Annotated in this window: 14 protein-coding genes; 10 read left to right on the forward strand and 4 right to left on the reverse strand. The window is 68.3% G+C overall.

The window, feature by feature from the left end:
- Positions 1–47 precede the first annotated feature (47 nt).
- From WBB14_RS14170 to trpB, 3 genes are all read right to left on the reverse strand, one after another.
- Positions 48–389, reverse strand: coding sequence for a c-type cytochrome (locus tag WBB14_RS14170; protein WP_424240397.1), 342 nt, complete (start codon positions 387–389; stop codon positions 48–50).
- Positions 390–571: 182 nt separating this feature from the next.
- Entirely contained in the window at positions 572–1357 is a 786-nt protein-coding gene (gene trpA / locus WBB14_RS14175) for a tryptophan synthase subunit alpha (protein WP_424240398.1), read from the reverse strand.
- Positions 1354–2562, reverse strand: coding sequence for a tryptophan synthase subunit beta (gene trpB / locus WBB14_RS14180; protein WP_424240399.1), 1209 nt, complete (start codon positions 2560–2562; stop codon positions 1354–1356). The genes trpA and trpB overlap by 4 nt, the downstream gene beginning before the upstream one ends.
- A gap of 116 nt (positions 2563–2678) precedes the next feature.
- On the opposite strand from trpB, the gene WBB14_RS14185 reads away from it, so the two are divergent.
- The 7 genes from WBB14_RS14185 to WBB14_RS14215 all read left to right on the forward strand — a co-directional run bounded on the left by WBB14_RS14185 (position 2679) and on the right by WBB14_RS14215 (position 11753).
- Positions 2679–3557 (forward strand): LysR substrate-binding domain-containing protein, encoded by an 879-nt coding sequence (locus WBB14_RS14185; protein ID WP_424240400.1) that lies wholly within the window; start codon positions 2679–2681, stop codon positions 3555–3557.
- Positions 3558–3620: 63 nt separating this feature from the next.
- On the forward strand, positions 3621–4358 hold the full coding sequence (locus tag WBB14_RS14190) for a hypothetical protein (RefSeq protein ID WP_424240401.1): 738 nt from the start codon (positions 3621–3623) through the stop codon (positions 4356–4358).
- A 140-nt stretch (positions 4359–4498) separates the two neighbouring features.
- Positions 4499–6580, forward strand: coding sequence for a PIG-L family deacetylase (locus WBB14_RS14195; protein ID WP_424240402.1), 2082 nt, complete (start codon positions 4499–4501; stop codon positions 6578–6580).
- Positions 6581–6785: 205 nt separating this feature from the next.
- Positions 6786–7703: a LytTR family transcriptional regulator DNA-binding domain-containing protein gene (locus tag WBB14_RS14200; RefSeq protein ID WP_424240403.1), complete on the forward strand. Its 918-nt coding sequence runs from the start codon at positions 6786–6788 to the stop codon at positions 7701–7703.
- Positions 7704–7853: 150 nt separating this feature from the next.
- Positions 7854–8999, forward strand: a complete 1146-nt coding sequence (gene ampH / locus WBB14_RS14205; protein WP_424240404.1) for a D-alanyl-D-alanine-carboxypeptidase/endopeptidase AmpH — start codon at positions 7854–7856, stop codon at positions 8997–8999.
- Entirely contained in the window at positions 8996–10168 is a 1173-nt protein-coding gene (locus WBB14_RS14210) for a hypothetical protein (protein ID WP_424240405.1), read from the forward strand. Before ampH ends, WBB14_RS14210 begins: the two co-directional genes overlap by 4 nt.
- 7 nt (positions 10169–10175) lie before the next feature.
- Positions 10176–11753 (forward strand): serine hydrolase, encoded by a 1578-nt coding sequence (locus WBB14_RS14215; RefSeq protein ID WP_424240406.1) that lies wholly within the window; start codon positions 10176–10178, stop codon positions 11751–11753.
- A 28-nt stretch (positions 11754–11781) separates the two neighbouring features.
- On the opposite strand, the gene WBB14_RS14220 is transcribed toward WBB14_RS14215, so the two are convergent.
- On the reverse strand, positions 11782–17952 hold the full coding sequence (locus tag WBB14_RS14220) for an autotransporter outer membrane beta-barrel domain-containing protein (RefSeq protein WP_424240407.1): 6171 nt from the start codon (positions 17950–17952) through the stop codon (positions 11782–11784).
- A 166-nt stretch (positions 17953–18118) separates the two neighbouring features.
- On the opposite strand from WBB14_RS14220, the gene WBB14_RS14225 reads away from it, so the two are divergent.
- From WBB14_RS14225 to WBB14_RS14235, 3 genes are all read left to right on the forward strand, one after another.
- Entirely contained in the window at positions 18119–18730 is a 612-nt protein-coding gene (locus WBB14_RS14225; protein ID WP_424240408.1) for a class I SAM-dependent DNA methyltransferase, read from the forward strand.
- A 154-nt stretch (positions 18731–18884) separates the two neighbouring features.
- Positions 18885–19766 carry a ribose-phosphate pyrophosphokinase gene (locus WBB14_RS14230; RefSeq protein WP_424240409.1) on the forward strand — a complete coding sequence of 294 codons (882 nt, stop codon included), beginning with the start codon at positions 18885–18887 and terminating at the stop codon, positions 19764–19766.
- Between the two features lie 25 nt (positions 19767–19791).
- A partial coding sequence (locus tag WBB14_RS14235) for a xylulose 5-phosphate 3-epimerase (protein ID WP_424240410.1) occupies positions 19792–22033 on the forward strand: 2242 nt, incomplete at its 3' end.

A 22033-nucleotide genomic window follows, 5' to 3' on the forward strand; every position in this document is an offset into this window, starting at 1 on the left:
GGCCAAGGCGGCGCCCGCCGCGGCCGCCAGCAGGATGCTGCGCCGCTTCATGGGGCCGCCGCCGCGGGTTGCGCCGCAAACCAGCCGGCAATGCGGACGATCTCGGCATCGCTATAGCCCCGCGCAATCTGGCCCATGACGCTGCCCTCGGACGCCGCTTGCGCGAGCGTGCGCATGCGCGCGGCGATCCAGTCGGCGGGGCGTCCCTCCAGCGGCGCAATGGCCGCTGCGGACCGCGCCGCGGGCGCATGACAGGTGACGCAGGCGCCTGCCCAGGCCTGCGCCTGTAGGTCAGTTCCTGCCGCGACGGACGGGCTGCCCCAAGCGGCGGGCAATAAGGCGCAAGCCAGCGCCGCGCTTGCGGAAGAACGTAACGGCAGGCTGGGCATGATGGGTAACCGCTCCCGAGAATGTCCGCGTGAAGCGGATCGGAATGCGGCAGGCAAGGCGCAGCCATCTCGCCGTCCCGCCGGGGACGCCAAGTATGTCCTCGACTGAGCCGGGCATGCAAGCGCACGCCGAATGCGGATGCCCATGCGATAACGCTTTTGGGTTCCTCAGTATTTTTCCATCACTGCCGCAGCGCCGCCGCCAACCCCCGCACCTCGTCCAAGGCGCCAGCCACGCCCTGCTCCGCCAGCACCTGCGCAAGCCGTGAACCGACCACGACCAGATCGGCATGACGGGCCACGAGCCGGGCCTCGTCCGGCGAGCGCACACCGAAGCCCGCGGCCACCGGCAGGCGGGTATGCGAACGCAAGCGCTCCAGATCCTGGGCGATGCGGCGCTCGTCGGGCAGGTCCGCGCCCGTCGTGCCGGCCAGCATGATGTGATAGACGAAGCCGCTGGCGTCGCGCAGCAATCCCGCCAGCCGCGCATCCTCGGAAGTCGGCGCGGACATGCGGATCAGATGCAGCCCATGCGCGCGCGCCTCCTGCCCGATGTCATCGGCATGTTCGACCGGCAGGTCGATGATGATCAGGCCGTCCACGCCCGCGGCGGCCGCGTCCCGGATGAAGATGTCAACGCCATGCCGCAGGATGGGATTCAGATAGCCCATCAGCACCACAGGCGTTTGCGTATCCGTATCGCGGAACTCTCGCACCAGGGCCAGCGTGCGCTTCAAGGTCTGGCCGCCGGCCAGCGCGCGGACGTTCGCCTGCTGCAGCACGGGGCCATCCGCAACCGGATCGCTGAACGGCATGCCAAGTTCGATCACGTCCGCGCCGGCCGCGCGCAAGCCGCGCAGCAGTTCCAGGCATGCGCCGGGATCGGGGTCGCCCGCCGCGAAGTAGGTCACCAGGCCGCTGCGTCCGGACTGGCGCAGCGCCTCAAGGGTTTGATCCAGCCGTGTCATGCCGCCACCTCGCCAAATTGGGTCACCGTGTCCATGTCCTTGTCGCCGCGCCCGCTCAGGCACACGACGAGGATCTCGTTGCGCACCATCCGCGGTGCGAGCTGGCGCACGTAAGCCAGCGCATGCGCGCTTTCCAGCGCGGGCAGGATGCCTTCCCTGCGCGTCAGCCAATGAAAGGCCGTCACGGCCTCGGCATCCGTGACGGACACGTAGTCCACGCGCTTGCGATCGTGCAGCAAGGCGTGTTCGGGGCCTACGCCCGGATAGTCGAGCCCGGCCGATATCGAATGCGCATTGACGATCTGGCCGTCGCCGTCCTGCAGGTAGTAGCTGCGGCAGCCGTGCAGCACGCCCTCGTGGCCGGCGCTGATGCTGGCCGCATGCGCGCCGCTGGCCAGGCCCAGCCCGCCCGCTTCGACGCCGTACAGGCGCACGTCCCCCAGCTCCAGGAAGGGATAGAAGAAGCCCATCGCGTTGGAACCGCCGCCCACGCAAGCCACCATGGCGTCGGGCATGCGCCCGGTCTTGGCCACGATCTGCTGGCGCGTCTCCTCGCCGATCACCTTCTGGAACTCGCGCACCAGCCAGGGATAGGGGTGCGGGCCGGCGCCCGTCCCCAGCAGGTAGTAGGTGCCGGCAGGATGCGCGATCCAGTCGCGCAAGGCCTCGTTCATCGCGTCCTTCAGCGTGGCAGTGCCGGCATGCACGGCGCGCACCTCGGCGCCCAGCATGTGCATGCGGCGCACGTTGACGGATTGCCGCGCCATGTCCTCGGCGCCCATGTAGACCACGCAGTCCAGGCCGAACAAGGCGCAGACCGTGGCAGTGGCCACGCCATGCTGGCCCGCGCCGGTCTCGGCGATGATGCGGCGCTTGCCCATGCGGCGGGCCAGCAGGATCTGCCCCAGGCAGTTGTTGATCTTGTGCGCGCCGGTGTGGTTGAGGTCTTCGCGCTTGAGGTACACCTGCGCGCCGCCCAGTTCCTCCGAAACGCCGCGTGCGAGGAACAGCGGGCTCGGCCGGCCCACATAGTCGGCCAGCATGCCGCGGTAGGTCTGCCAGAACTCCTCGTCCGACAGCGCCGCCTTGAACTGGCGTTCAAGTTCGCCCAGGGCGGGGACCAGCGTTTCGGGCATGTAGCGCCCGCCGTAGGGGCCGAATTGGCCGCGGCTATCAGGCGCGGCCGGATGGATGGCGGATGGCATGAGGCAGGATTCCTTTGCAGGATAGTGAGGAATTGTCCTTATGCTATCTTTCTAAAAAACTTATTTGAATCAATGATTTGTTTATCATTGACGTAAGCTGAACTAACAGATAAACGATGAGACGGCTGCCCTCCCTCAATGCCCTGCGCTTCTTCGACAGCGCCGCCCGCCAGGCGAGCTTCACGCTGGCCGCCAAGGAGCTGTGCGTGACCCACAGCGCCGTCAGCCAGCAGATCCGGCAGTTGGAAGAATGGCTGGGCTGCGCCTTGTTCGAGCGTCGCGCCGGGCGGGTCCATCTGACTGCGGCGGGCCTGGACCTGCAACGCGCTGCCCATGATGCCTTCGACCTGCTGGAACGCCGCTGCGATGAACTCAAGCGCAGCACGCAGCCGGCCGAACTGGCGCTAGCCGCGCCCGCCAGCTTTCTTTCCAACTGGCTGATCCCGCGGCTCGAACGATTCGAAACCCTGCATCCGGACATCCGCATCCGGCTGCAGACCGCCGCCGACGCGGCCTTGTTGAACACGCAGCGGGTGGACGCGCTGATCCTGGCCGGACGCGCCTGGCCGCAAGAATGGGACGTCACGCCGCTCTTTGCCGAAACCATAGGCCCGGTCTGCACCCCGGCCCTGGCCGCGCGTATCCGCGACGCGGCCGATGTGCTGGAGGCGCCGCTGCTGCACACCTCCTCGCGGCCCGACGCCTGGAAGGATTGGGCGGCGCGCCAGGGCATCGCGCTGGCTCCGCGGCAGCCCGGGCGCGAATTCGACCACCTGGGCCACATGCTGGAAGCCGCCGCCGCCGGCCTGGGCGTGGCCATCGCGCCCGCGGTCCTGGTGGAGTCCGAACTGCACCGGGGCCGGCTCGCCGCCCCGCTGGATTTCGTCGAAAGCGGCGCGGCCTTCAGCCTGTGCCTGCGCAAGGATGCGGTGCGCGCCGATGCCGCGCACGAGCGCTTGCGCGACTGGCTGCTGGCCAGCGCCAGCGCGGCCTGATGCCGCGCACGGCGCGCAAACCCGTTACCCTTGCGCGCCCAACTACACCGCCGCAACGTATCCATGAAAAAGCTCTGCGCGATACTGGGCCTGCTGGTCCCCACACTGGCCTGCGCTGCCTACAGTCTTTCCGCCACCGAGGCGGCGGTGCTGGAAGCGGTGCTGAGAGACGAGTTCGACACCTATATGCAAGGCGGCAACAGCCTTATCGGCTCAAGGCTCGGCCTGCCAACCGCGACGGCCGAAGCCGTGTCCCAGGCCTATGCCAACGGCCCGACCGCGCGCTTTCCGGCAACGCTGGACGTCACCATGCTGATCGCGGGCCCGGTCGACGCGGAGAAGGCTTCGGACGAACAGATCGTATCGTTCGCCACTGCCGGATCGCCAACGGTCCGGGCGCATTTGCCCGCCGGCCTTGCACCGGCCGGACAACTGGCCCTGGCATGCCGCCGCATGCAGTGGGTCGACGGCTCTCCCACCTTCATGGACTGCCGCGACGGCGCCCTGGCCGGCAAGGAGGAAGTCGTCCGCTTGAAACGCGAGCTGGACGACTTCTACCTGGGCAGGCCGACCACGGTCCAGGTGTCCCAGTTGGCCGTCAACATATCGATGTACGCCAGCCTGCTGACGTCCGGCCACGGTTGCCCGAAGAACATCGACACATGCCGCCGGGCCATCCAGGCCGTTGACCGCGCAAGCCAGAGCAAACAGCTGCCCATGGTCGTGCAACGTTTCCAGCAGGCGGGGCTGGATCTCAGCCCCTACCAGGGCGATACGGCCGCGGCCAAGCCGGGCCGCTAGCGCGGTGGGCTGGCCGTGCCGTGCCAAAACGGGGGTTACGGCGCGGTCTGTACCGCCCCCATTTATCGCAATCACGCGCCGCTATACTGGTCCCACCTCAATACCCCCTACGCGCCGCGCCTTTTCTGCTGCGCCCCGTTATGTCCGTCTTGTTGGCCATGCTGCGTCCCCTTGGCCGGGCGCTACTCTGTACCGTCGCCACCCTGCTCTCCGCCTCCGCGTTCGCCGCCCCGCCGACGCTGGCGCAATGCCACGGCATCAAGGATATGGCGTTCGTCGCCCACCTGGACGACGACCTGCTGTTCATGAACCCCGACATCGTCTCCAACATCCAGGCGGGCGGTTGCGTGCGGCTGGTCTACCTGACCGCCAGCGATGCCGGCGAAGGCGAGACCTACATGCTGGGCCGCGAACGCGGCGTGCGCTCTGCCTACGCCTATATGGCGCACCAGCCCGACGAATGGAAGGAAGACGTCGGCGTCGCGGGCGGGCACCGCATCGCGCGTTTCACCCTCAAGGGCAATCCTCGCGTGCAGCTGTGGCACATGCGCCTGAAGGATCCTTGGCTGGGCAAGGGCTGGGGCAGCCTGACGCCGCTGAGCCGCACCGAATCCGAACCCGGACAGAACGTCGACACGCTGGGCCCCTACGCCGAGTCCTATACGCGCGAACAGCTGATCGACGCCCTGGCCGATCTGATCCGGCAGTACGCGCCGACCACGGTGCGCCACCTCGACGACACCATGGTCGTGCCCTACACGCAACTGTGCTGGCGCTGCGCCGGCCATGGGCATCCCGACCACATCGCCAGCGCGCGGCTGGCGCGCGAGGCGATGCTGCGCGTGCCGGGCAACTATGCCGAGATGGGCTATGTCGATTACCCCAGCCAGGAACGCGCCACCAACCTCACCCAGGCTGAGATCGCCAGCAAGTCGCTGATCTTCCAGCACTACGCCTGGAACGACTACCACTATTGCGCCGGCCCCACCGGCTGCAAGGAACCCGCCGGCCCCGCCGCCGCCTGGGTGCAGCGGGCCTATTACGTGTCGCGCCAGGACATCGCGCCGCAGCTCTACCCTGACGGGCGCGGCGGCCTGGTGGTGTACGCCGCCGGCGAGACCAATGGCGCCGTCAATCGCTGGGACGCGGGCGAGCGCCGCTGGCAAAGCCTGGGCGGACGCACCAGCGGACCGCTGGTCTCGTTCACCCATGCCGACGGCACGGCTGGCCTGATGGCGCGCGACCCGCTGGGCGGCGTGTGGGCGAACAAGCAGCGCCACGACGGCACCTGGCAAGGCTGGCAGGCCCTGGGCGGCCTGCGCGTGACCCAGATCCCGGCGGTGGCGCCGCGCGGCGAAGCCGCCGCCGTGGCGCTGGGCTACGACGGCCTGCTGCACTGGATCACGCCGTCAGGCGTGGACGGCAGCTGGAGCACTTGGCAGGACCTGCCGCCGCTGGAAGGCGTGACAGGCGCGCCCGCCGCAGCGCTGGGCGGCGACGGACGCTACGTCATCTTCGCCATCACCTCGGCAGGCGAGCTTTACTACACCCGCCAACTGCCGGCAGCCAAGGGCCAACTTCCAGACTGGCAGGACTGGCGCCGCGTGCCCGCGCCCCAGGCAGCTGGCGGACTGGCGGCGATCCGCAATCACCAGAACCGCGTCGAACTCTATTTCCGCCAACGCGGCAGCAACCATCTGACGCGGCTGATGGAAACCGGCGACACCACCGATCTCGACATGGACTGGAGCGCGCCGACCGACATGGGCGTGCCCTACATCGGCCGCCCGGCCATCAGCGCCGACGCCAGCGGCAACGTCATGGTCGCGCTGCTGGAACGCGCCGGCGGACAGCTCTGGCTGGTGGAGCACGGCCGGCCGGCCAAGCTGGACGCCGCAGCGGCCTCGCCACCCGCGATCAACCTGGTCAACGGCACGCTGTACATCGTCGCCCGCGCCACCGGCGGCCCGCAGCGCTACGAGGTGCTGTCGCGCCACGACGGCAACTGGACCCACGGCTTGACGCTGGATGGCGTGCCATCGGCCGGCGGCGGCCCCTTCGAGACCGTGGCCGCGCGTCCCATCGACCTGCCCAAGCTCGGCGCCAACGACGCCAACAATGCAGCGGTGCTGCGGCCCTCCGTGGTGGATCCTGGCACGCTCAGCGTCGGCCGCATGCCGACCCAGGCCTCGCAGTCGGCGACGCCGACGACGCTGCGCTGACTATTTTTGTAACATTCGTTTGACGAAAAAACCGAGAATTTTTCGGTTTTTCCCGCGCAAGCGCCGCGGTTTTTCCCAATATTGCGGCCGGATTTACATTCTTCAGTTCTTGTCATCCTCCGTTACCGGAGGGAAAATTCCGCCACGCCGCGCGGCCCAGCCAGCGCGCGCACGAAGCGCCATGTCGCCGCAGGGGGAACCGCAAGTGAAGGATGCAGTCCAGTACCAGACACACCCCGCCATCAAGCTCGAGCCCAGTCCCTCATCGGATTGGCTCTACCACTGCGCGATGAGCCTGCTCAAGCTGCCTGCGGACGAGGCGATCTCCGAACAGCTGGCCTATATGGGCGAGACCTCCGACGTCGACCGGTCCTGGATGATCGAATACCGTCCGGACATGCTGCGCCTGCGCAACACCCACGAGTGGTGCCGGGACCAGACCGAGCCCTTCGTCGCCGAACTCCAGGACGTGCCGACCACGCTGATCGCCTGGCTGCACAAGTTCATGGTGAAGGGCCAGGCAGTCGCCATACACGACGTCAACGACCTGCCCCGCACCGCCCGCGCCATCCAGGTCGAATTCCAGCGCCAGGGCAACAAGAGCGTGCTGAGCGTGCCGGTTTTCCATGACAAAAAGCTCTACGGCATCATCGGCTTCGACACCACCGCACGGCACCGGACATGGTCGGCCGACGAAGTCCGCGCCCTGTACCAGTGCGCCAACCTGATCGGACAGGCCAAGTACGGCAACGGCCGCGACCGCAGCCGCGCGCCGCGCTACGACGGCGTCACGTCGGTGATCTATCTCAGCATGCGCGGCGTGGTCCGCGGCGTGCAACCCGAAGCCATCGTGGGCGTGCGCTCCGCCGGCAACTACAGCGAAATCTGGCTGGAAGACGGGTCGATGGTGCTGGACTCGCGCGCGCTCGGCGTATGGTCGACCCTGCTGCCGGAGCAGACCTTCTTCCGGGTGCACCGGACCGCCATTGCCAACGCGTTGCATGTCATGGACGTGGACCGCCGCAGCGTCGACAAGTGGCTGATCAGGATGCGGGCCGTGGACGAGACCTGGCCGGTGTCCCGCTCCTACCGGAAGCCGCTGCGCGAACGCATGGGGATCTGAGCCCGGCAAGTTCGCCGCAGCCTCCCGGCAATATGCAGTTCGTCATGCCGGCATGTTGTTTCGTCCTGGCGGAAGTGGCCGCGCATCGAGTTTTTGGGATCATCGCGCATGCGGAGGGACACCCGTCCCTCAAGCCACCTGGAGAACCACATGCCGACGTTCCGCCCCCTTACGCGCCTGGCCACTTTGGCGCTGAGCGCCGCTTGCGCACTGGGCGCAAGCCAGGCCCGCGCGACCGACCTGGCCTTGCAGGACGCCGTCTCCATGGCCGGCATGCAGCTCTACTTCAACTCCGGCGCGCCCGGACTGATCATCGCGGCGGTGCGCGGCGATGAAGTCGTGATCCAGGGCTATGGCGAAACCGCGCCAGGCAGCGGCGTGGAGCCCGACGGCCGTTCCATTTTCAGGATCGCCTCCGTATCCAAAGTATTCGCCGGCGATGTGCTGGCGGCGCTGGCCGCCAAGAACAAGCTCAAGCTGACCGATCCCCTGGCGAAATATGCACCCGAGAATGCCAAGGTCGACGCCAACGGCCGTCCGCTGACGCTGCTGGACCTGGCCACGCATTCGGCGGGCCTGCCACGCGAACTTCCCAACCCTGACGCAAAGCCATCCGGCAATCCTTTCGCCGCGTTCGACCGCGCCTATTACTGGAAGTGGGTCGGCAGCCACAAGCCGGCCTATGTGCCGGGCACCACCACGCTGTATTCAAACCTGGGCTACGGCCTGCTGGGCGATGCGCTGGCCAAGGCCGGCGGCGCGGAATACTCGACCGTGCTGGCCGACGAGGTTCTCAAGCCCGCCGGCATGACGGACACCACCAATGCACTCACCGACGCGCAGAAAAAACGCCTGATGACCGGCCTGGACCCCTTCGACAAACCAGATCCGAACGCCGTGGTGCCCGACGTGATGTACGCCAGCGCCGGCATCTACTCCACCGCCGACGACATGGCGCGCTGGATGCGCTGGCACCTGGAGAGCGCAAAACAGTCGAAGGAGGCCGCCCTGCTGGCCCACACGATGTGGCTGCCCTATGACGGACTGAAGTCTGTCGTGGGCACGGAAGTCACCGACGGCGACGGCATGGGACTGGGCTGGGTGGTGACCCTGCCGCGCAACGGCACGCCCTTGCTGCTGGGCAAGAGCGGCGGCCTGGGCGGCTTCATGTCCTATGCCGTGCTGTCGCCCAACCGCGGGCTGGGCGTGTTCGTCGTCGCCAGCCGCGTGAACTTCGCCATGTTCAACAACATCCACTCCCAGGTGCGCGAACTGGCGGCCGAGTTGGCGCGGTGAGCGGTAAGCGCCCCACGCTGCGCCAGGCCGCGGCGGCAGCGCTGCTGGCCGTGGCCGCGCAAGGCGCATGCGCGCAGGAAGCCCCGGACATCTTCAAGACGGAGATTTTCCTCACGCCCTACAGCGAGCTGGGCGAGGGCCGCGAGACCTATCCGCGGCTGAACGGCAGGTTCCTGCTGATGACCGGCTACACCGGCTTCTTCGGCGTGCAGGACGATAACGGCCAGCTGCCCCGCTCGCACTGGAGCAGCGTGCAGCCCACGGCGGAAGCCGCGCTGGTCTTGCAGTTGAATCGGCAGTTTTCGATCCGCACCAAGGCGACGTTCAACTCGTCCACCAACGACACCAAGGACAACGCCTTTTCCGACCTGGGCATGGACCTGGACAATCTCTTCGCCGCCTACACCGCCGACAACTACGCGCTGTACGGCGGCAAGATGGACCTGGGCTTCGGCGACGCCTGGCACGTGATCGACGGCTTGTACACAGGCTTCAACGAAAACTCGGAGTTCCGCGGATCGATCGGGCTGGGCGGGCGCTACACCCTCGACAGCGCGGGCCAAGGCACGCATTCCATCGCCGCCATGCTGTTCAAGCGCGACAACACCGCGATGAACCGCCGGTTCAGCCTGGACGGCGGCCTCATCGGACCGGACCAGCCGCCGCTGTTCAGCGACCAGTTGAAGTCCTTCATCCTCTCTTACGACTTCCGCGACCTGCCGGGGCTGGAAGGCCTGTCGGGCGGCCTGGACGCGGGCCGGCTGCACCTGGATCCGGGGCAAGGGAAAAGCGCCAATACGGTGTCGGCCCGCTTGCGCTACGACGCGCCGCTGGCCAACTCATGGAACCTGAGCTGGTTCAACGAAGCCACTTATTCCAGCGCCTTTCGCGGCGCTCCCGTATCCAACGGCAATGGCGTGACCTCGGTTTCGCTGTCGCGCGACCGCTGGCAACTGACCGCGACGGCCGCCGTGCGCAAGCTGTCCGGCAGCGGCCAGAAGCTGGCGCAGTACGGCTTGTTGGACGATACGGATTGGGGAATTTCAGGCGCGGTCACCTATGTCACTCCCCTGGGTTTCATCGTGCAGGCCGGGATCACGCATCAGCGCGACCAGGCCTTGCGCATCAACCAGGGCGTCTTTCGCATCGCTTACCAAGCAGGATTCTGAGGCCATCATGAACCGCAAACACTCGCTCATCACCGCCGTAACCGTTCTTGCGCTGGGCAGCGCCCCCGCAGCCTGGTCGCAGCCCGTGCCCATCGCCAACGGGCTGACCCCGCCGGCCGACGCGGTGGCCATCCCGGCCGGAAGCAAGCAACGCGCGGTGCAGGACCTGCCGCAAATCATCGCGGACATCATGCAGCGCAGCCAGGTGCCGGGCATGGCCGTGGCCGTGGTCATCGACGGCAAGACCGTGCTGGCGCAGGGCTACGGCACGCGCGAGGCGGGCAAGCGGGCGCCGGTGGACGCGCAGACCGTGTTCCAGATCGCATCCGTCTCCAAATCGCTGTCGGCGACCGTGGCTGCCATTGAAATATCCAAGGGCAAGGCCGCCTGGGACGATCCGGTGTCGCGCTATCTACCGGACTTCAGGCTGAGCAATGCCTATGTGTCCGAAAACGCCACGATCGGCGATTTCTTCGCGCACCGCTCCGGCCTGCCGGGCACGGCGGGCGACGACCTCGAAGACCTGGGCTTTTCCCGCAGCGACGTGATCGCCCGCCTGCGGCTGCTGCCGCTGGACGCGTTCCGCACGTCCTACCACTACGCCAACTTCAGCACCACCATAGGGGCGGAAGCGGTGGCCAAGGCCGCCGGACGTCCCTGGGAAGCGCTAGCAGATGAACAGCTGTTCAAACCGCTGGGCATGAAGTCAACCAGCTACCGCTATGGCGACTTCGAAGCGCACGGCAATCGCGCCGTGCTGCATGCGTACCAGAACGGCAAGTTCGTCCCCTCGGGCCAGCGCGACGCGGACCAGCAGGCGCCTGCGGGCGGCGTGTCGTCCACGGTCGGCGATCTGGCGGAATGGCTGAAGCTGCTGCTCGCAGACGGCCAGTATCACGGCAAAGCCATGATCGCCCCGGGCGCGCTGCTGCCGGCGTTGTCGGCCCAGGCGTTCAGCGCCCGCGCGCATGACCTGGATTCGCGCTCCGGCTTCTACGGCTATGGCTTCAACGTCAACACGGAACTGGGCGGTCGCCCGTCGATGGGGCATTCCGGCGCTTTCCTGATGGGGACTGGAACGACATTCAGGATCGTGCCGTCCGCCGGCATCGGCATCGTGGTGCTGACCAACGGCGCGCCGGTGGGCGCGGCCGAGTCCGTCGCGGCATCGTTCATCGACACGGCGCTGTACGGCAAGCCCACGCGCGACTGGTTCGCGGCCTACAACGGCGCCATGAAGGCCTTCTTCGAACCCCAGGCCGATCTGTCCGGGCAGGCCGAACCCGCCAAGCCCGCAGCGCCGAAAGCGCTGTCGCAATACACCGGCAGGTTCGACAACCCCTACTACGGTCCCGCCGAAATCCAGGAGGCCAACGGCGCCCTGACCCTGGTGCTGGGGCCCAAGGGCATGCGCTTTCCCATGCGGCATTGGGACGGCGACACCTACGCTTTCTCGCCCGCGGGCGAAGCCGAACTGGTCGCGTCGCAGGCATCCATCGTCTTCAAGATGGACCAGGGGCGGGCCCAGGGCTTCGACATCAAGTTCTACGACGACAACGGCCTGGGCCGCTGGACCAGCAAATAGCCGCCCCGCGCGCCGCCGGCATGCAAGATCAAAAGCGATAGGCGGCGCGCAGGGTCAGGGACTGGTCGCGGTATTCCCCGTTGCCGCGCAAGGCGTACTCCGTCTTCAGTTCCACGCCCTTGGGCGTGACGTATTCCAGGCCGGCCGACAGATTGCCGTAGGTCCTGGGCATGCCGGACCGCAGCGTGAACGGCGTCGCGCCCGGCACATTCAGCTGCATGGTGGTGACCACGTCGCCGCCGCTCAGGAAACTCATCCCGCCGGCCACGTACGAACGCAAGGTCGAGCCGTTGGCCAGGTCCTTGCGTCCGCCCAGTTCCATCATGGGCGAGACCATGAACGAGGTCGTGTCGTTGCCCCGCACCTTCAGGTCAAAGGCGCCCGCCCCCTGTTCGCCGTAGCCCTGCTGCCGGATGTGGCTCACGTCCAGGTCCACATAGGGCCGCAAATACCAGGACGGCTGGCTGAACTCGTAGGCCGTGCGCAGCCTGGCCGCCAGAAAGGACGACTCCGGCTTGCTCTTGGCCGCGCCGTCCAGCGTGCCGCGCGACATCCTGCTCTTCTCCACGCCGCCATGCACGGCCAGCGACACCTGCCACGGCGCGTTGTTGTACTTCAAGGCCAGGCCGCCCGCGTAGGTATCGCTACTGCCCGAGAGATCGGAGGCGGACGTGGTCTTGCCATAGGCGTAGCTCAGCGAGCCGCCCAGGAACCAGTTGGCGGCAATCTCGCGCTGCGCGCCCAGGGTCAGCGTGCTCTGGCGCACGCGGTAGCCCTCGTCGTCCGAAGTGGCCTTGCGCTGGGTCCAGTTCGTGTCCAGGCGGGTCCAGACGCAGTTGCCCTCGCGCAGGATCGTGCTTTCCCCAACGAACGCCGGACAGCTCATCATCCGGTTCATCGACGCGTAGGAAGCATGCATCTGGTTGGCGGCGCGGGCGAACTGGCCGTCATGGGCGATGCGGTTCAAGGCGTCGCGGTACTGGTCCGCGGTTTGAATCCCCGTGAGCTTGTCGAAGGTGGCGGCATCGCTCTGTTTCCCCTGGTCCCACAGCGCCTGCAGCGAATTCGCGATCCTCGCGCGATCCGCGCTCAGCGGCAATGCCGACGGGGTGAAATTGGCGTCGACCGAAATGAGCGGATCGCGCAAGCCCCCGGCGCCGTTGTTCTTCAGCGCATAGCTGAACAGGGGGCTGTCGCTTGCGGTCGCAGGCATGCTGGTTTGCGCGGCGTCGAAGTGGCCTATCCCCAACCACACGTTCTTCAAGGGATTGCGCAGCACGGGTCGGACGGTTCCCGCGAAGGTCGATGCGCCGGATACCGAGAGGAAGTCGCTGTTGTGGCCGCCGAAGTCCAGATCGGGCCGGTAGGTTCCCGTGTGATCCAGCGCGCCCGTGATCCGGGTCGCCCCAAACACGCCCGGCCCGCCCGGATTCAGGACGCCGGCGCTGGCCAGATCGCCCTGGAAGCGGGCGCCGCTGTACAGCTTGGCGCCGGCGTTGTTATGGAAGATGCTGCCGCTGCCCATCAGCACGTCGCCCGCCACGGTCCCGCTGTTGTTGACGACGGTCTGGCCGGCCACGTCGATCGCCGTCTTGGCCTGGATCGTGCCGGCGTTGGTGATGGTAGTGGTGGCCAGCGGCGCAATGGCCAGGATGCCGGTGCCGGACTTGGCGTCGGCGCTTATCAGGGCGTTCTGCTCCAGGCTGACCGAGATCGCCCGGCCTCCGCCATAGGCGCCATTGCTGATCGCGACCACGGCCGGTGAATCGGCGCCGATGGCGACGACTTGCGCGGCATGGCCAATGGCCACGTTTACCGGCCCGCCGTAGGCCTGCTCGTTGCCGGGCGTGCTGTATTGATAAAGCGCACCATCCTTGAATACGCCGCCTCCGCCCACGCTCATCGCCAGGATCGCGGGCGCGTTGGCGCCGGACGTCTGGACGGTGCCGCCCGTGCCGATGGTCACGTTGACGCTGCCGCCATTGCCCAGGCCGCCTGTCAGTCCCGCGTTCTGTATCAGGCCCGTCGTGTATTGCGCGGACGACTGGTCGCCCGCCAGCCCGCCGCCGCCTCCCACGCTTTGCGCCAGGATGCCGGCGGCGCCCTTGCCCGAGGTGGCGACCGTGCCCGAAATGGACAGGTTGACGGCATTGCCGTCACCGCCCGCCGCCGGGGACCCGACGGGTTTCAAGGTCACGAGGCCGGGCCGCGTCGACAGGCCGGCAATTCCGCCGCCCCCGCCAATGCTTTGCGCGACGATGCCATGCGAATTCGTGCCCGCCGTGGCAATGCTGCCGCCCACGTCCTGCGTCACGGTGACGCTTCCTCCCGGACCTACCATCGGCGAGCTGGAACCGAACGTGAGGTTCACCGCATTCGCGGCTGGCCCCGCGCCGTCGTCCACCGTGACCAGGCCGCCGCCGCCTCCTATGCTCTGCGCCAGCACGCCGAAGGACAGCGCGCCGTTCGTGGCGATGCTGCCTCCCGTGTTCGCGACGCTGACACTGCCGCCGGCGCCGGTGACGTTGCCCAGGAAGCCGCCTCCCCCAACATTCGCGGTGCTCCCCAGCTGGATATCGATGCCCTTGAGAGTCGCGCTGGACGACACGGCCGCCATGCCGCCCCCGCCTCCCACGCTTTGCGCCAGGATCCCTGGAGAAAACCACCCTTGCGTGGTGACGCGGCCAACGTTGTTGGCCACGCTCACCGCGCCGCCGGAAGCCTGAACCATGCCTGATACGTTGGTAATGGACGGGTATTCGGCGCCCAGTGCGACCGCCAGCGAGGCCTCCTGCTGGATGGCGGCAAGGCTGGCATTGCGCAGGGCAAGCACGCTGACGCCACCGCCGCCGCCCACGCTCTGCGCCATGATCCCGGCAGAGCCGCCCGCTCGGGTCGCGAGCGTCCCGCCATGAACGACGCTGGCCGCGCCGCCCGTGCTGGTCGAGAAGCCCTGCTTCTGGTCGCCCGCGGCGCCCAACGTGATCGTCGCAGTAGTCTGGCTCCACAGGAACAGGGGCTGGTCGACCACGGAAATGCCGCCGCCCCCGCCCACGCTCTGCGCGAGCATGCCCGGCGCCTGGTAACCCTGCGTGGTGATCTGGCTGGTCGCGGCGCTGGCGTCGACCATGACGGAGCCGCCCGCGCCGCTGGCCCCATCGACTCCGCCGGCGCGCACGTTGACCAGGGAGCCCAGCAGTGAGCCGCCTTTCGTGCCCAGGAGGCTCACGATACGGGTGATCTTGTCGATGATCTCGGGAGCCTGGCTGCCCGCGCCGGCCGACACCAGCGCCTGCAGATCCTGCCCGCTGGCCGCGCTTCTGCCGCCGCCACCGCCTATGCTCTGGGCCACGATGCCTGCCGAACCGCTGCCTTGCGTTGCGATGGCCCCCGTGTTCGTCACGATGGCCGGATCCGTGGCGGTGCCGCCGCCCGCGCCCGCCTCGCCGCCATTGCCGCCGGTCTGGTGAGTGATGCTGGTTTGCGGCAGCGCCACGGTGAACAGGTCCTGCACGCCCGACGCGGCGGCCTTGATCAGCGCGTCGATGCTGGACAGCAGGCTGGACGCGCCCGCCGAATCTATCGTGCCCGCATTGCCTCCGCCGCCGCCGATGCTCTGCGCCAGGATGCCGGGCGCGTGGTCTCCCGCCGTCGAGATGGCGCCGTCATTATTCACGTTGAAAGCGCTGGCGCCGCTCCCCGCGCCGCCAGTGCCGCCGGTCGTGACGCCGACCGACAGATTGACGGCCTTGCTGAACGCCAGCTGCGGCGTCTGCTCCAGCCAGCTCGCGGCCTTGTCCAGCAAGCCCGCCAGGCTGGCCGGCGAGCCCAGGATGTCATTGAACGAATTGGCGTCGTGGGCCTGGACGATGCCGCCGTTGCCCCCGCCGCCGCCTATGCTTTGCGCGACGATGCCGGCCGCCCCCGTCCCCTGGGTGGCGATGACGCCCGTGACGGCGTTGCCGGCCCGCACCCGTCCGCCGCTGCCGCCCTGGCCGCCCTGCCCGCCATGGCGCACGCTCAGCTGCAGGTCGACCAGCGAGTTGCCGATGGTGGGAATCTTGACCGGGGCCAGCACTCCGCCGCCGTTGCCGCCGCCTCCCCCTATGCTCTGGACCACCACCCCGTTGCTTTGCGCACCCGCGGTATGGATGCCCCCGGCGTTGGCGAACACGGCAGTTCCGCCGTCGCCCGCGCCTTGGCCCGCGCCGCCATTGGACACCGCCACCGTGACCGTGCCGCTCGGTTTGTCTCCCAGCGGCGGCGCGATCGTGATGGCGCGGGAGTTGGCCAGCCCGCCGCTGCCGCCGCCTCCGCCTATGCTCTGCGCCAACACGCCATTGCTGTGCGCGCCCAGCGTCGTGATCGTTCCCTGGCTGGCCTGCGTGAATGAAACCGTGCTGCCGAAGCCGCCGCTGCCGCCCTTGCCGCCGGTCGCCACCGTGACGTTCAGCCCCACGCCCACGCCGACCGCATTGGCCGATCCGCCGCTGCCGCCACCGCCGCCTATGCTCTGAAGAATCACGCCCGAGGCGTTGCCGGCGCGCGTCAGTATCTTGCCTTGCGAAGCAAACTGGACCAGGCCGCCATTACCCGCCGCGCCGCCCGTGCCGCCGATCGCGACCGACGCGATCACGCCGGTGCTGTTGGCATCGCCGCCCACCCCGCCCCCGCCGCCTATGCTCTGCAACAGCACCGCGGCGCTGTTATCGCCCGAGGTGTCGATGCCGCCGCTATTGGCCATGGCAATGCCGCCGCCCGCGCCGCCAGTTCCGCCATGCCCGCCGCCCACCGCGATGATGCCGTTGCTGGACGACGCCAAGCCGCCGCCTCCGCCCGCGCTGTTGGCGATGACGGCGGCCGCATCGTTGCCGTAGGTGCTGATGAGGCCCGCATTGGTGATCGTGATCGCCTGGCCCGCGACCGCGCCGGCGCCGCCATTGCCGCCTTGCCCGAATGCGCCGTTGGCGCCCGCCGGGCCGCCTTCCCCGCCCAGCACGCTGGCCATGATGCCTTTCGCGCCGACGGTACCGTTGGCGCCGGTCGCGACCGTGCCGGTATTGGTGATGACGATGGCACCGGGCGCGCCGCCCGCGCCGCCATTGTGGCCGTCGAACCAGGAACCGTTGCCACCGTTGCCGCCATTGCCGCCCTGGGTCAGCGCGTAGACGCCGATACCCCGGTTGCCGTCGGTCTTGATGACGCCGCCGTTGCTGACGCTGACCTGGCCGGCATTGCCCCCCGCCGCGGCCTTGGTGTCGGTGTCGTTGGCGGTCGACGCATTGCCGCCGATGGAACGGGCGATCACGCCATACACGCCGTCGCCATGGCCGTTGACTGCCGTCCCGGCCGAGGACATGAAGGTGACAGCCGAGGCATCGCCGCCCCGCCCGGCATCGCTATGTCCGCCGAAGTCGCCCGCATGTTCGGCCGCCCCGGCTTGCCCACCCGACGATATCAGTCCCACCCCCGCGCTGACGCCGTCCGGTCCGGGTCCGCGCGCGGTCACCGAGCTCGCGCCTTGCAGGATCACGGATGCCAGGCCGGCGCTGCCGCCATGGCCGGACGTGTAAGCGCTGTCAAAGCCATTGGCGATGGCGCTGTCGGTCCCCGCGCCACCCCAGGATTGGACCGCGATGCCGAAGCCCGTGCCTACGATCGTGGCGTTGTTGAGCGTGATGCGCGCCTGATGCCCGTCGCCGCCTATGCCGTAGCCGCCGTTGGGGCCGTCCGCATTGCCCCACAGGCCGCCATTGCCGCCAGCCGAGTACAGGTCTATCCCCCGGCCGGCGGCATTGACCGTGCTGGCCGACAAGGTGTAGTCGATGATCCGCCCGCCGCCGCCATTGCCGCCCCAATGGTTCACGTCGGCGTCCCTGCCGTTGCCGCCCTTGCCCCCGCTGACGTCGATCAGGATGCAGGTCTGGCCGGGCGCATTGGCGTTGATGCGCTGGTTGCTGTCGGCCTGGACGAAGTCGCGCTGGCCCCATTGCCCGTCATGGCCATTGTTGGGATGTTCGCCGCTGGAACAGCAGGTGCCGTCGGCGCCGCGAAACTGATAGGCCAGTGGCGCCGCCTGCGCCGAGGCCGGCCGCCCGAAGAGGTACACGGTGGAGATGCCGGCCTGCAAGAGCAACGCCAGCCAGGTAAGCCGCAGGCCGTTGCGGCCGGGCTTTGGAAAATCTTGCTGTAGGGTCATGGCGGCCGCGGCGAAAATAGGGCAGATAGAGAAAATCGCCGTTCCCCGCCCGCTCCACAAGTCCGGGATGACGAATCAACCATCCTGGCTGATGAGCGACGCATGTCCGCCACCAGCCCGGGATTGCCGGGACGTGGGAAAATCTCAACTCTCAGGGAACACCGACATGCCCACCTCGCCTGCCGACAATGTGATTTCGCTGTATCGGGAACATGCCGACGCCTTCGAGAAACTGCGCGGCACGCAGCTGGTGGAACGCGCCTGGCTGGAGGCGTTCCTGGACCTGCTGCCCGGCCCCGCTCCCGAGGTGCTGGACATAGGCTGCGGCACCGGCATCCCCATCGCCCGCCATCTGATCGAACGCGGCTGCAGGCTGACCGGAGTGGATGCCTCGGACGCGCTGCTTGCGCGGGCAAGAACCTCGTTCCCTGAACACCGCTGGCTTGAAGCGGACATGCGCAGCCTGCCGCCCTTGGGCCCGTTCCAGGGGCTGGTCGCCTGGCACAGCTTCTTTCACCTGCGGCCGGCAGACCAGCGGCCGATGTTCAACGCCTTCGAACGCCTCGCCGCACCGGGCGCGGCGCTGATGTTCACCAGCGGCGCCCATCTGGGGGAAGCCATCGGCCAGTTCGAAGGCCGGCCGCTCTACCACGGCAGCCTGGACAGCGCGGAGTACCGCGAGCTATTGCGCCTGGCCGGCTTCGAGGTGGTAAGCCACGTGGAAGGCGACAAGACCTGCGGCGGCGCGAACATCTGGCTGGCACGGCGACTCGGATAAAACCTTTGAGTTACATCAAGGTTTGACCACCATCCCACGTCTCCAATCCCTCTCCCCTGCGCCATAATCAGAATGCTGCGGCCCCTTTGGGGCCGCGCGAGGCCCATCCGGCCTCTTCGGTTTCCCTAACCTCGATCAGGCGGACCCGGCATTCATGCAAAGACTTATCCTCCCGCTACCCGGCAACGAAGGATTCGCCAAGCGCCTTGCCGCCCTGTGCCAAGGCGAACTCGGCGCCGTCGAAACCCGCCGCTTTCCCGACGGCGAAAACTATGTGCGCCTGCACGGCGACCCGCGTGGACGCGCCGTCGACATCGTCTGCACGCTGGCCCGGCCAGACTCCTGTTTCCTGAGCCTGGTCTTCGCCGCCGACACCGCGCGCGATCTGGGCGCCGCCGAGGTCAACCTGATTGCGCCGTATCTGGCCTACATGCGCCAGGACAAGCGTTTCCAGGATGGTGAAAGCGTGAGTTCGCTGTCGTTCGCCCGCCTGGTGTCCTCGACCTTCGATCGCCTGCTGACCGTCGATCCGCACCTGCATCGGCATCCTTCGCTGTCGGCGCTGTACACCATCCCCACCACCACGCTGCACGCCGCGCCACGCCTGGCCAGCTGGATCGCCGGCAACGTGCAGGCGCCGCTGATCGTAGGCCCGGACGAGGAAAGCGAGCAATGGGCCGGATCCATCGCCGCGCGCATCGGCGCGCCGCACGTGGTGCTGCGCAAGACCCGCCGCGGCGACCGCCAGGTCGAGATCGAGGCGCCCGACCTCTCCGCCTGGCGCGACTGCACGCCGGTGCTGGTGGACGACATCGCGTCCTCCGGCCGCACCCTGGTGGTGGCGGCCGGCAAGCTCGCCGGCATGAGGCCGCCGCAATGCGTGGTGGTGCATGCGCTCTTCGCCGAGGACGCCTGGCCCCAGGTATCCGCCTGTTTTGAACGCGTCGTTTCCACTGACGCAGTGCCCCACCCCAGCAACCGCATCGAACTGGCGCCCTTGCTGGCCAATGCGCTGTTGCGCAATCTGCGCGATTGATCACCCGATTTCAAAGGAACCCGCGATGAAGCTACGCGAGCATTGGCTATCCGGCCATGGTCCCATCCACCACCGCGCCGACACCGTCGAAAACGTCGACGCGCTGGTGCAGCGCCTGGCGGCCAGCGGCCGCGTCGCCAGCCCGGACGCTGCCTACGCCATGCTGGCCGCGGCCGACCGCCTCAGCTGCGCGGCGATGAACGTGGTGGCGCATATGACGTACGCCCGCCGCATCGACCTGAACGGCGCGCCGTTGGACGCCGAGGACTTCAAGCCCAATCCCGAGGGCCATACGGGCGGCTCGCTGAACATGGTGCCCGCCTTTGTCGCCTACCTTCTGGCCAATGCGCTCAGCGGCAAGACCCGCGGCTGGCTGATGGGCCAGGGCCATTGCGTGGCCGCCATCGAGGCCGTCAACGCCCTGACTGGCGACGTGTCGCCGGCGCAGCGCGGCCGCTATGACCGCAGCGCAGCCGGACTGGGACGCCTGATCACGGACTTCTACTCCTATGCCATCGACGCGCAGGGATTGCCCGCCGTGCCGCTGGGCAGCCACGCCGGCCCCAACACGGCGGGCGCCGTATCCGAAGGCGGCTACCTTGGCTTCGCCGGCCTGCAATACGTGCACATGCCCCTGCCGGGAGAAAGCCTGGTGGCCTTCCTGAGCGACGGCGCCTTCGAGGAACAACGCGGCTCGGACTGGGCCACGCGCTGGTGGCGCGCCGAGGATTGCGGCCAGGCCGTGCCCGTCATGATCCTCAATGGCCGCCGCATCGAGCAGCGCACCCAGATCGTGCAGGAAGGAGGCGCGCATTGGCTGGCCGAGGACCTGCGCCACAACGGCTTCGATCCGCTCATCGTCGACGGCCGCGATCCGGCGGCCATCGCCTGGGCCATCCTGGCGGCCGAGGAAGCGCTGGCCACAGGCCTGGCGGCGCCGGACTTCCAGTATCCGGCCCGCCTCCCCTACGTCATCGCCGAGACCGAGAAAGGCTTTGGCTTTCCCGGCGCCGGCACCAATGCCGCACACAACCTGCCGCTGGGCGACAACCCCCACACCGATGGCGCGGCGCGCGACGCCTTCAACGCCAGCGCCGCCAAGCTGTTCGTGGCAAAGCCGGAGCTGGACGCGGCGCTTGCCGCGCTGGCGAACCATGCCGCCCAACAACGCCCCCTGGAAAGCGGGCACCCCATGGCGCACCGGCATCCCGACGCGCCAGCGCTGCCCGAGCCCGCCTGGGAAACCACCGGCAGCCAGGGCAGCGCCATGGCCACGCTGGACCGCTGGTTCGTGGAACTGGTGCGGGCCAATCCGGGCCTGCGCGTGCGCATCGGCAATCCGGACGAACTGGCCAGCAACAAGATGGGCGGCACGCTGGCCTTGCTGAAGCACCGCGTCGACCATCCCGAGCCCGGCGTCGCCGAGGACCAGCACGGCGCCGTCATCACGGCCTTGAACGAGGAAGCCGTGGCCGCCGCCGCGCTCGCGAACAAGGGTGGCCTGAACCTCGTCGTCAGCTATGAGGCCTTCGCGGTGAAGATGCTGGGCCTGCTGCGCCAGGAGATCGTCTTCGCGCGCCGCCAGAAGGAACTGGGGCAGGCGCCGGGGTGGCTGTCGGTGCCGCTGGTGGTCACCTCCCATACGTGGGAGAACGCCAAGAACGAACAATCGCACCAGGATCCCACCATAGGCGAAGCCTTGCTGGGCGAAATGTCCGACACCTCCCGCGTGTTGTTCCCGGTGGACGGCAACAGCGCCGCGGCGGCGCTGCGCGCGGTCTATGCCCAGCGCGCCCAGGTGGCCTGCATGGTGGTGTCCAAGCGCGACGGCGTGCAGCGCTTCGACGCGCAGGCCGCGCAGGCGCTGGTCGAACAGGGCGCGGCCCACGTCGCGGGCGAGCCGCAGGCCAGCGCGCTGCAGTTCGTCGCTATCGGCGCCTACCAGCTCGAAGAGGCCCTGAAGGCGCGCGCCCATCTGGCACGGCTGGGCTACGAATGCTGCGTGTCCGTGGTGCTGGAGCCCGGCCGCCTGCGAGCCCCGCGCGACGAACTGGAAGCCGCTTTCGTGCTGTCCGACGATGCCGTCCACGCGCTCTTCCCGCCCGGCCTGCCGCGCGTGCTGCTGTGCCACACGCGCCCCGAACCCATGCTGGGCGTGCTGCGCCGGCTGGACGACGGCCCGGCCCGCACCCGGGCGCTGGGCTACATCAGCCGCGGCGGCACGCTGGATGTGCCCGGCATGCTGTTCGCCAACCGCTGCACCTGGG

The sequence above is a fragment of the Achromobacter sp. genome (assembly GCF_049647645.1).
Lineage (GTDB): Bacteria > Pseudomonadota > Gammaproteobacteria > Burkholderiales > Burkholderiaceae_B > Achromobacter.

Coding starts and splice junctions, on each gene's coding strand:
- WBB14_RS14190 (WP_424240401.1), top strand. CDS start 3,621: ATGAAAAAGCTCTGCGCGATACTGGGCCTGCTGGTCCCCACACTGGCC.
- WBB14_RS14170 (WP_424240397.1), bottom strand. CDS start 389: ATGCCCAGCCTGCCGTTACGTTCTTCCGCAAGCGCGGCGCTGGCTTGC.
- trpB (WP_424240399.1), bottom strand. CDS start 2,562: ATGCCATCCGCCATCCATCCGGCCGCGCCTGATAGCCGCGGCCAATTC.
- WBB14_RS14220 (WP_424240407.1), bottom strand. CDS start 17,952: ATGACCCTACAGCAAGATTTTCCAAAGCCCGGCCGCAACGGCCTGCGG.
- ampH (WP_424240404.1), top strand. CDS start 7,854: ATGCCGACGTTCCGCCCCCTTACGCGCCTGGCCACTTTGGCGCTGAGC.
- WBB14_RS14225 (WP_424240408.1), top strand. CDS start 18,119: ATGCCCACCTCGCCTGCCGACAATGTGATTTCGCTGTATCGGGAACAT.
- WBB14_RS14195 (WP_424240402.1), top strand. CDS start 4,499: ATGTCCGTCTTGTTGGCCATGCTGCGTCCCCTTGGCCGGGCGCTACTC.
- trpA (WP_424240398.1), bottom strand. CDS start 1,357: ATGACACGGCTGGATCAAACCCTTGAGGCGCTGCGCCAGTCCGGACGC.
- WBB14_RS14230 (WP_424240409.1), top strand. CDS start 18,885: ATGCAAAGACTTATCCTCCCGCTACCCGGCAACGAAGGATTCGCCAAG.
- WBB14_RS14185 (WP_424240400.1), top strand. CDS start 2,679: ATGAGACGGCTGCCCTCCCTCAATGCCCTGCGCTTCTTCGACAGCGCC.
- WBB14_RS14215 (WP_424240406.1), top strand. CDS start 10,176: ATGAACCGCAAACACTCGCTCATCACCGCCGTAACCGTTCTTGCGCTG.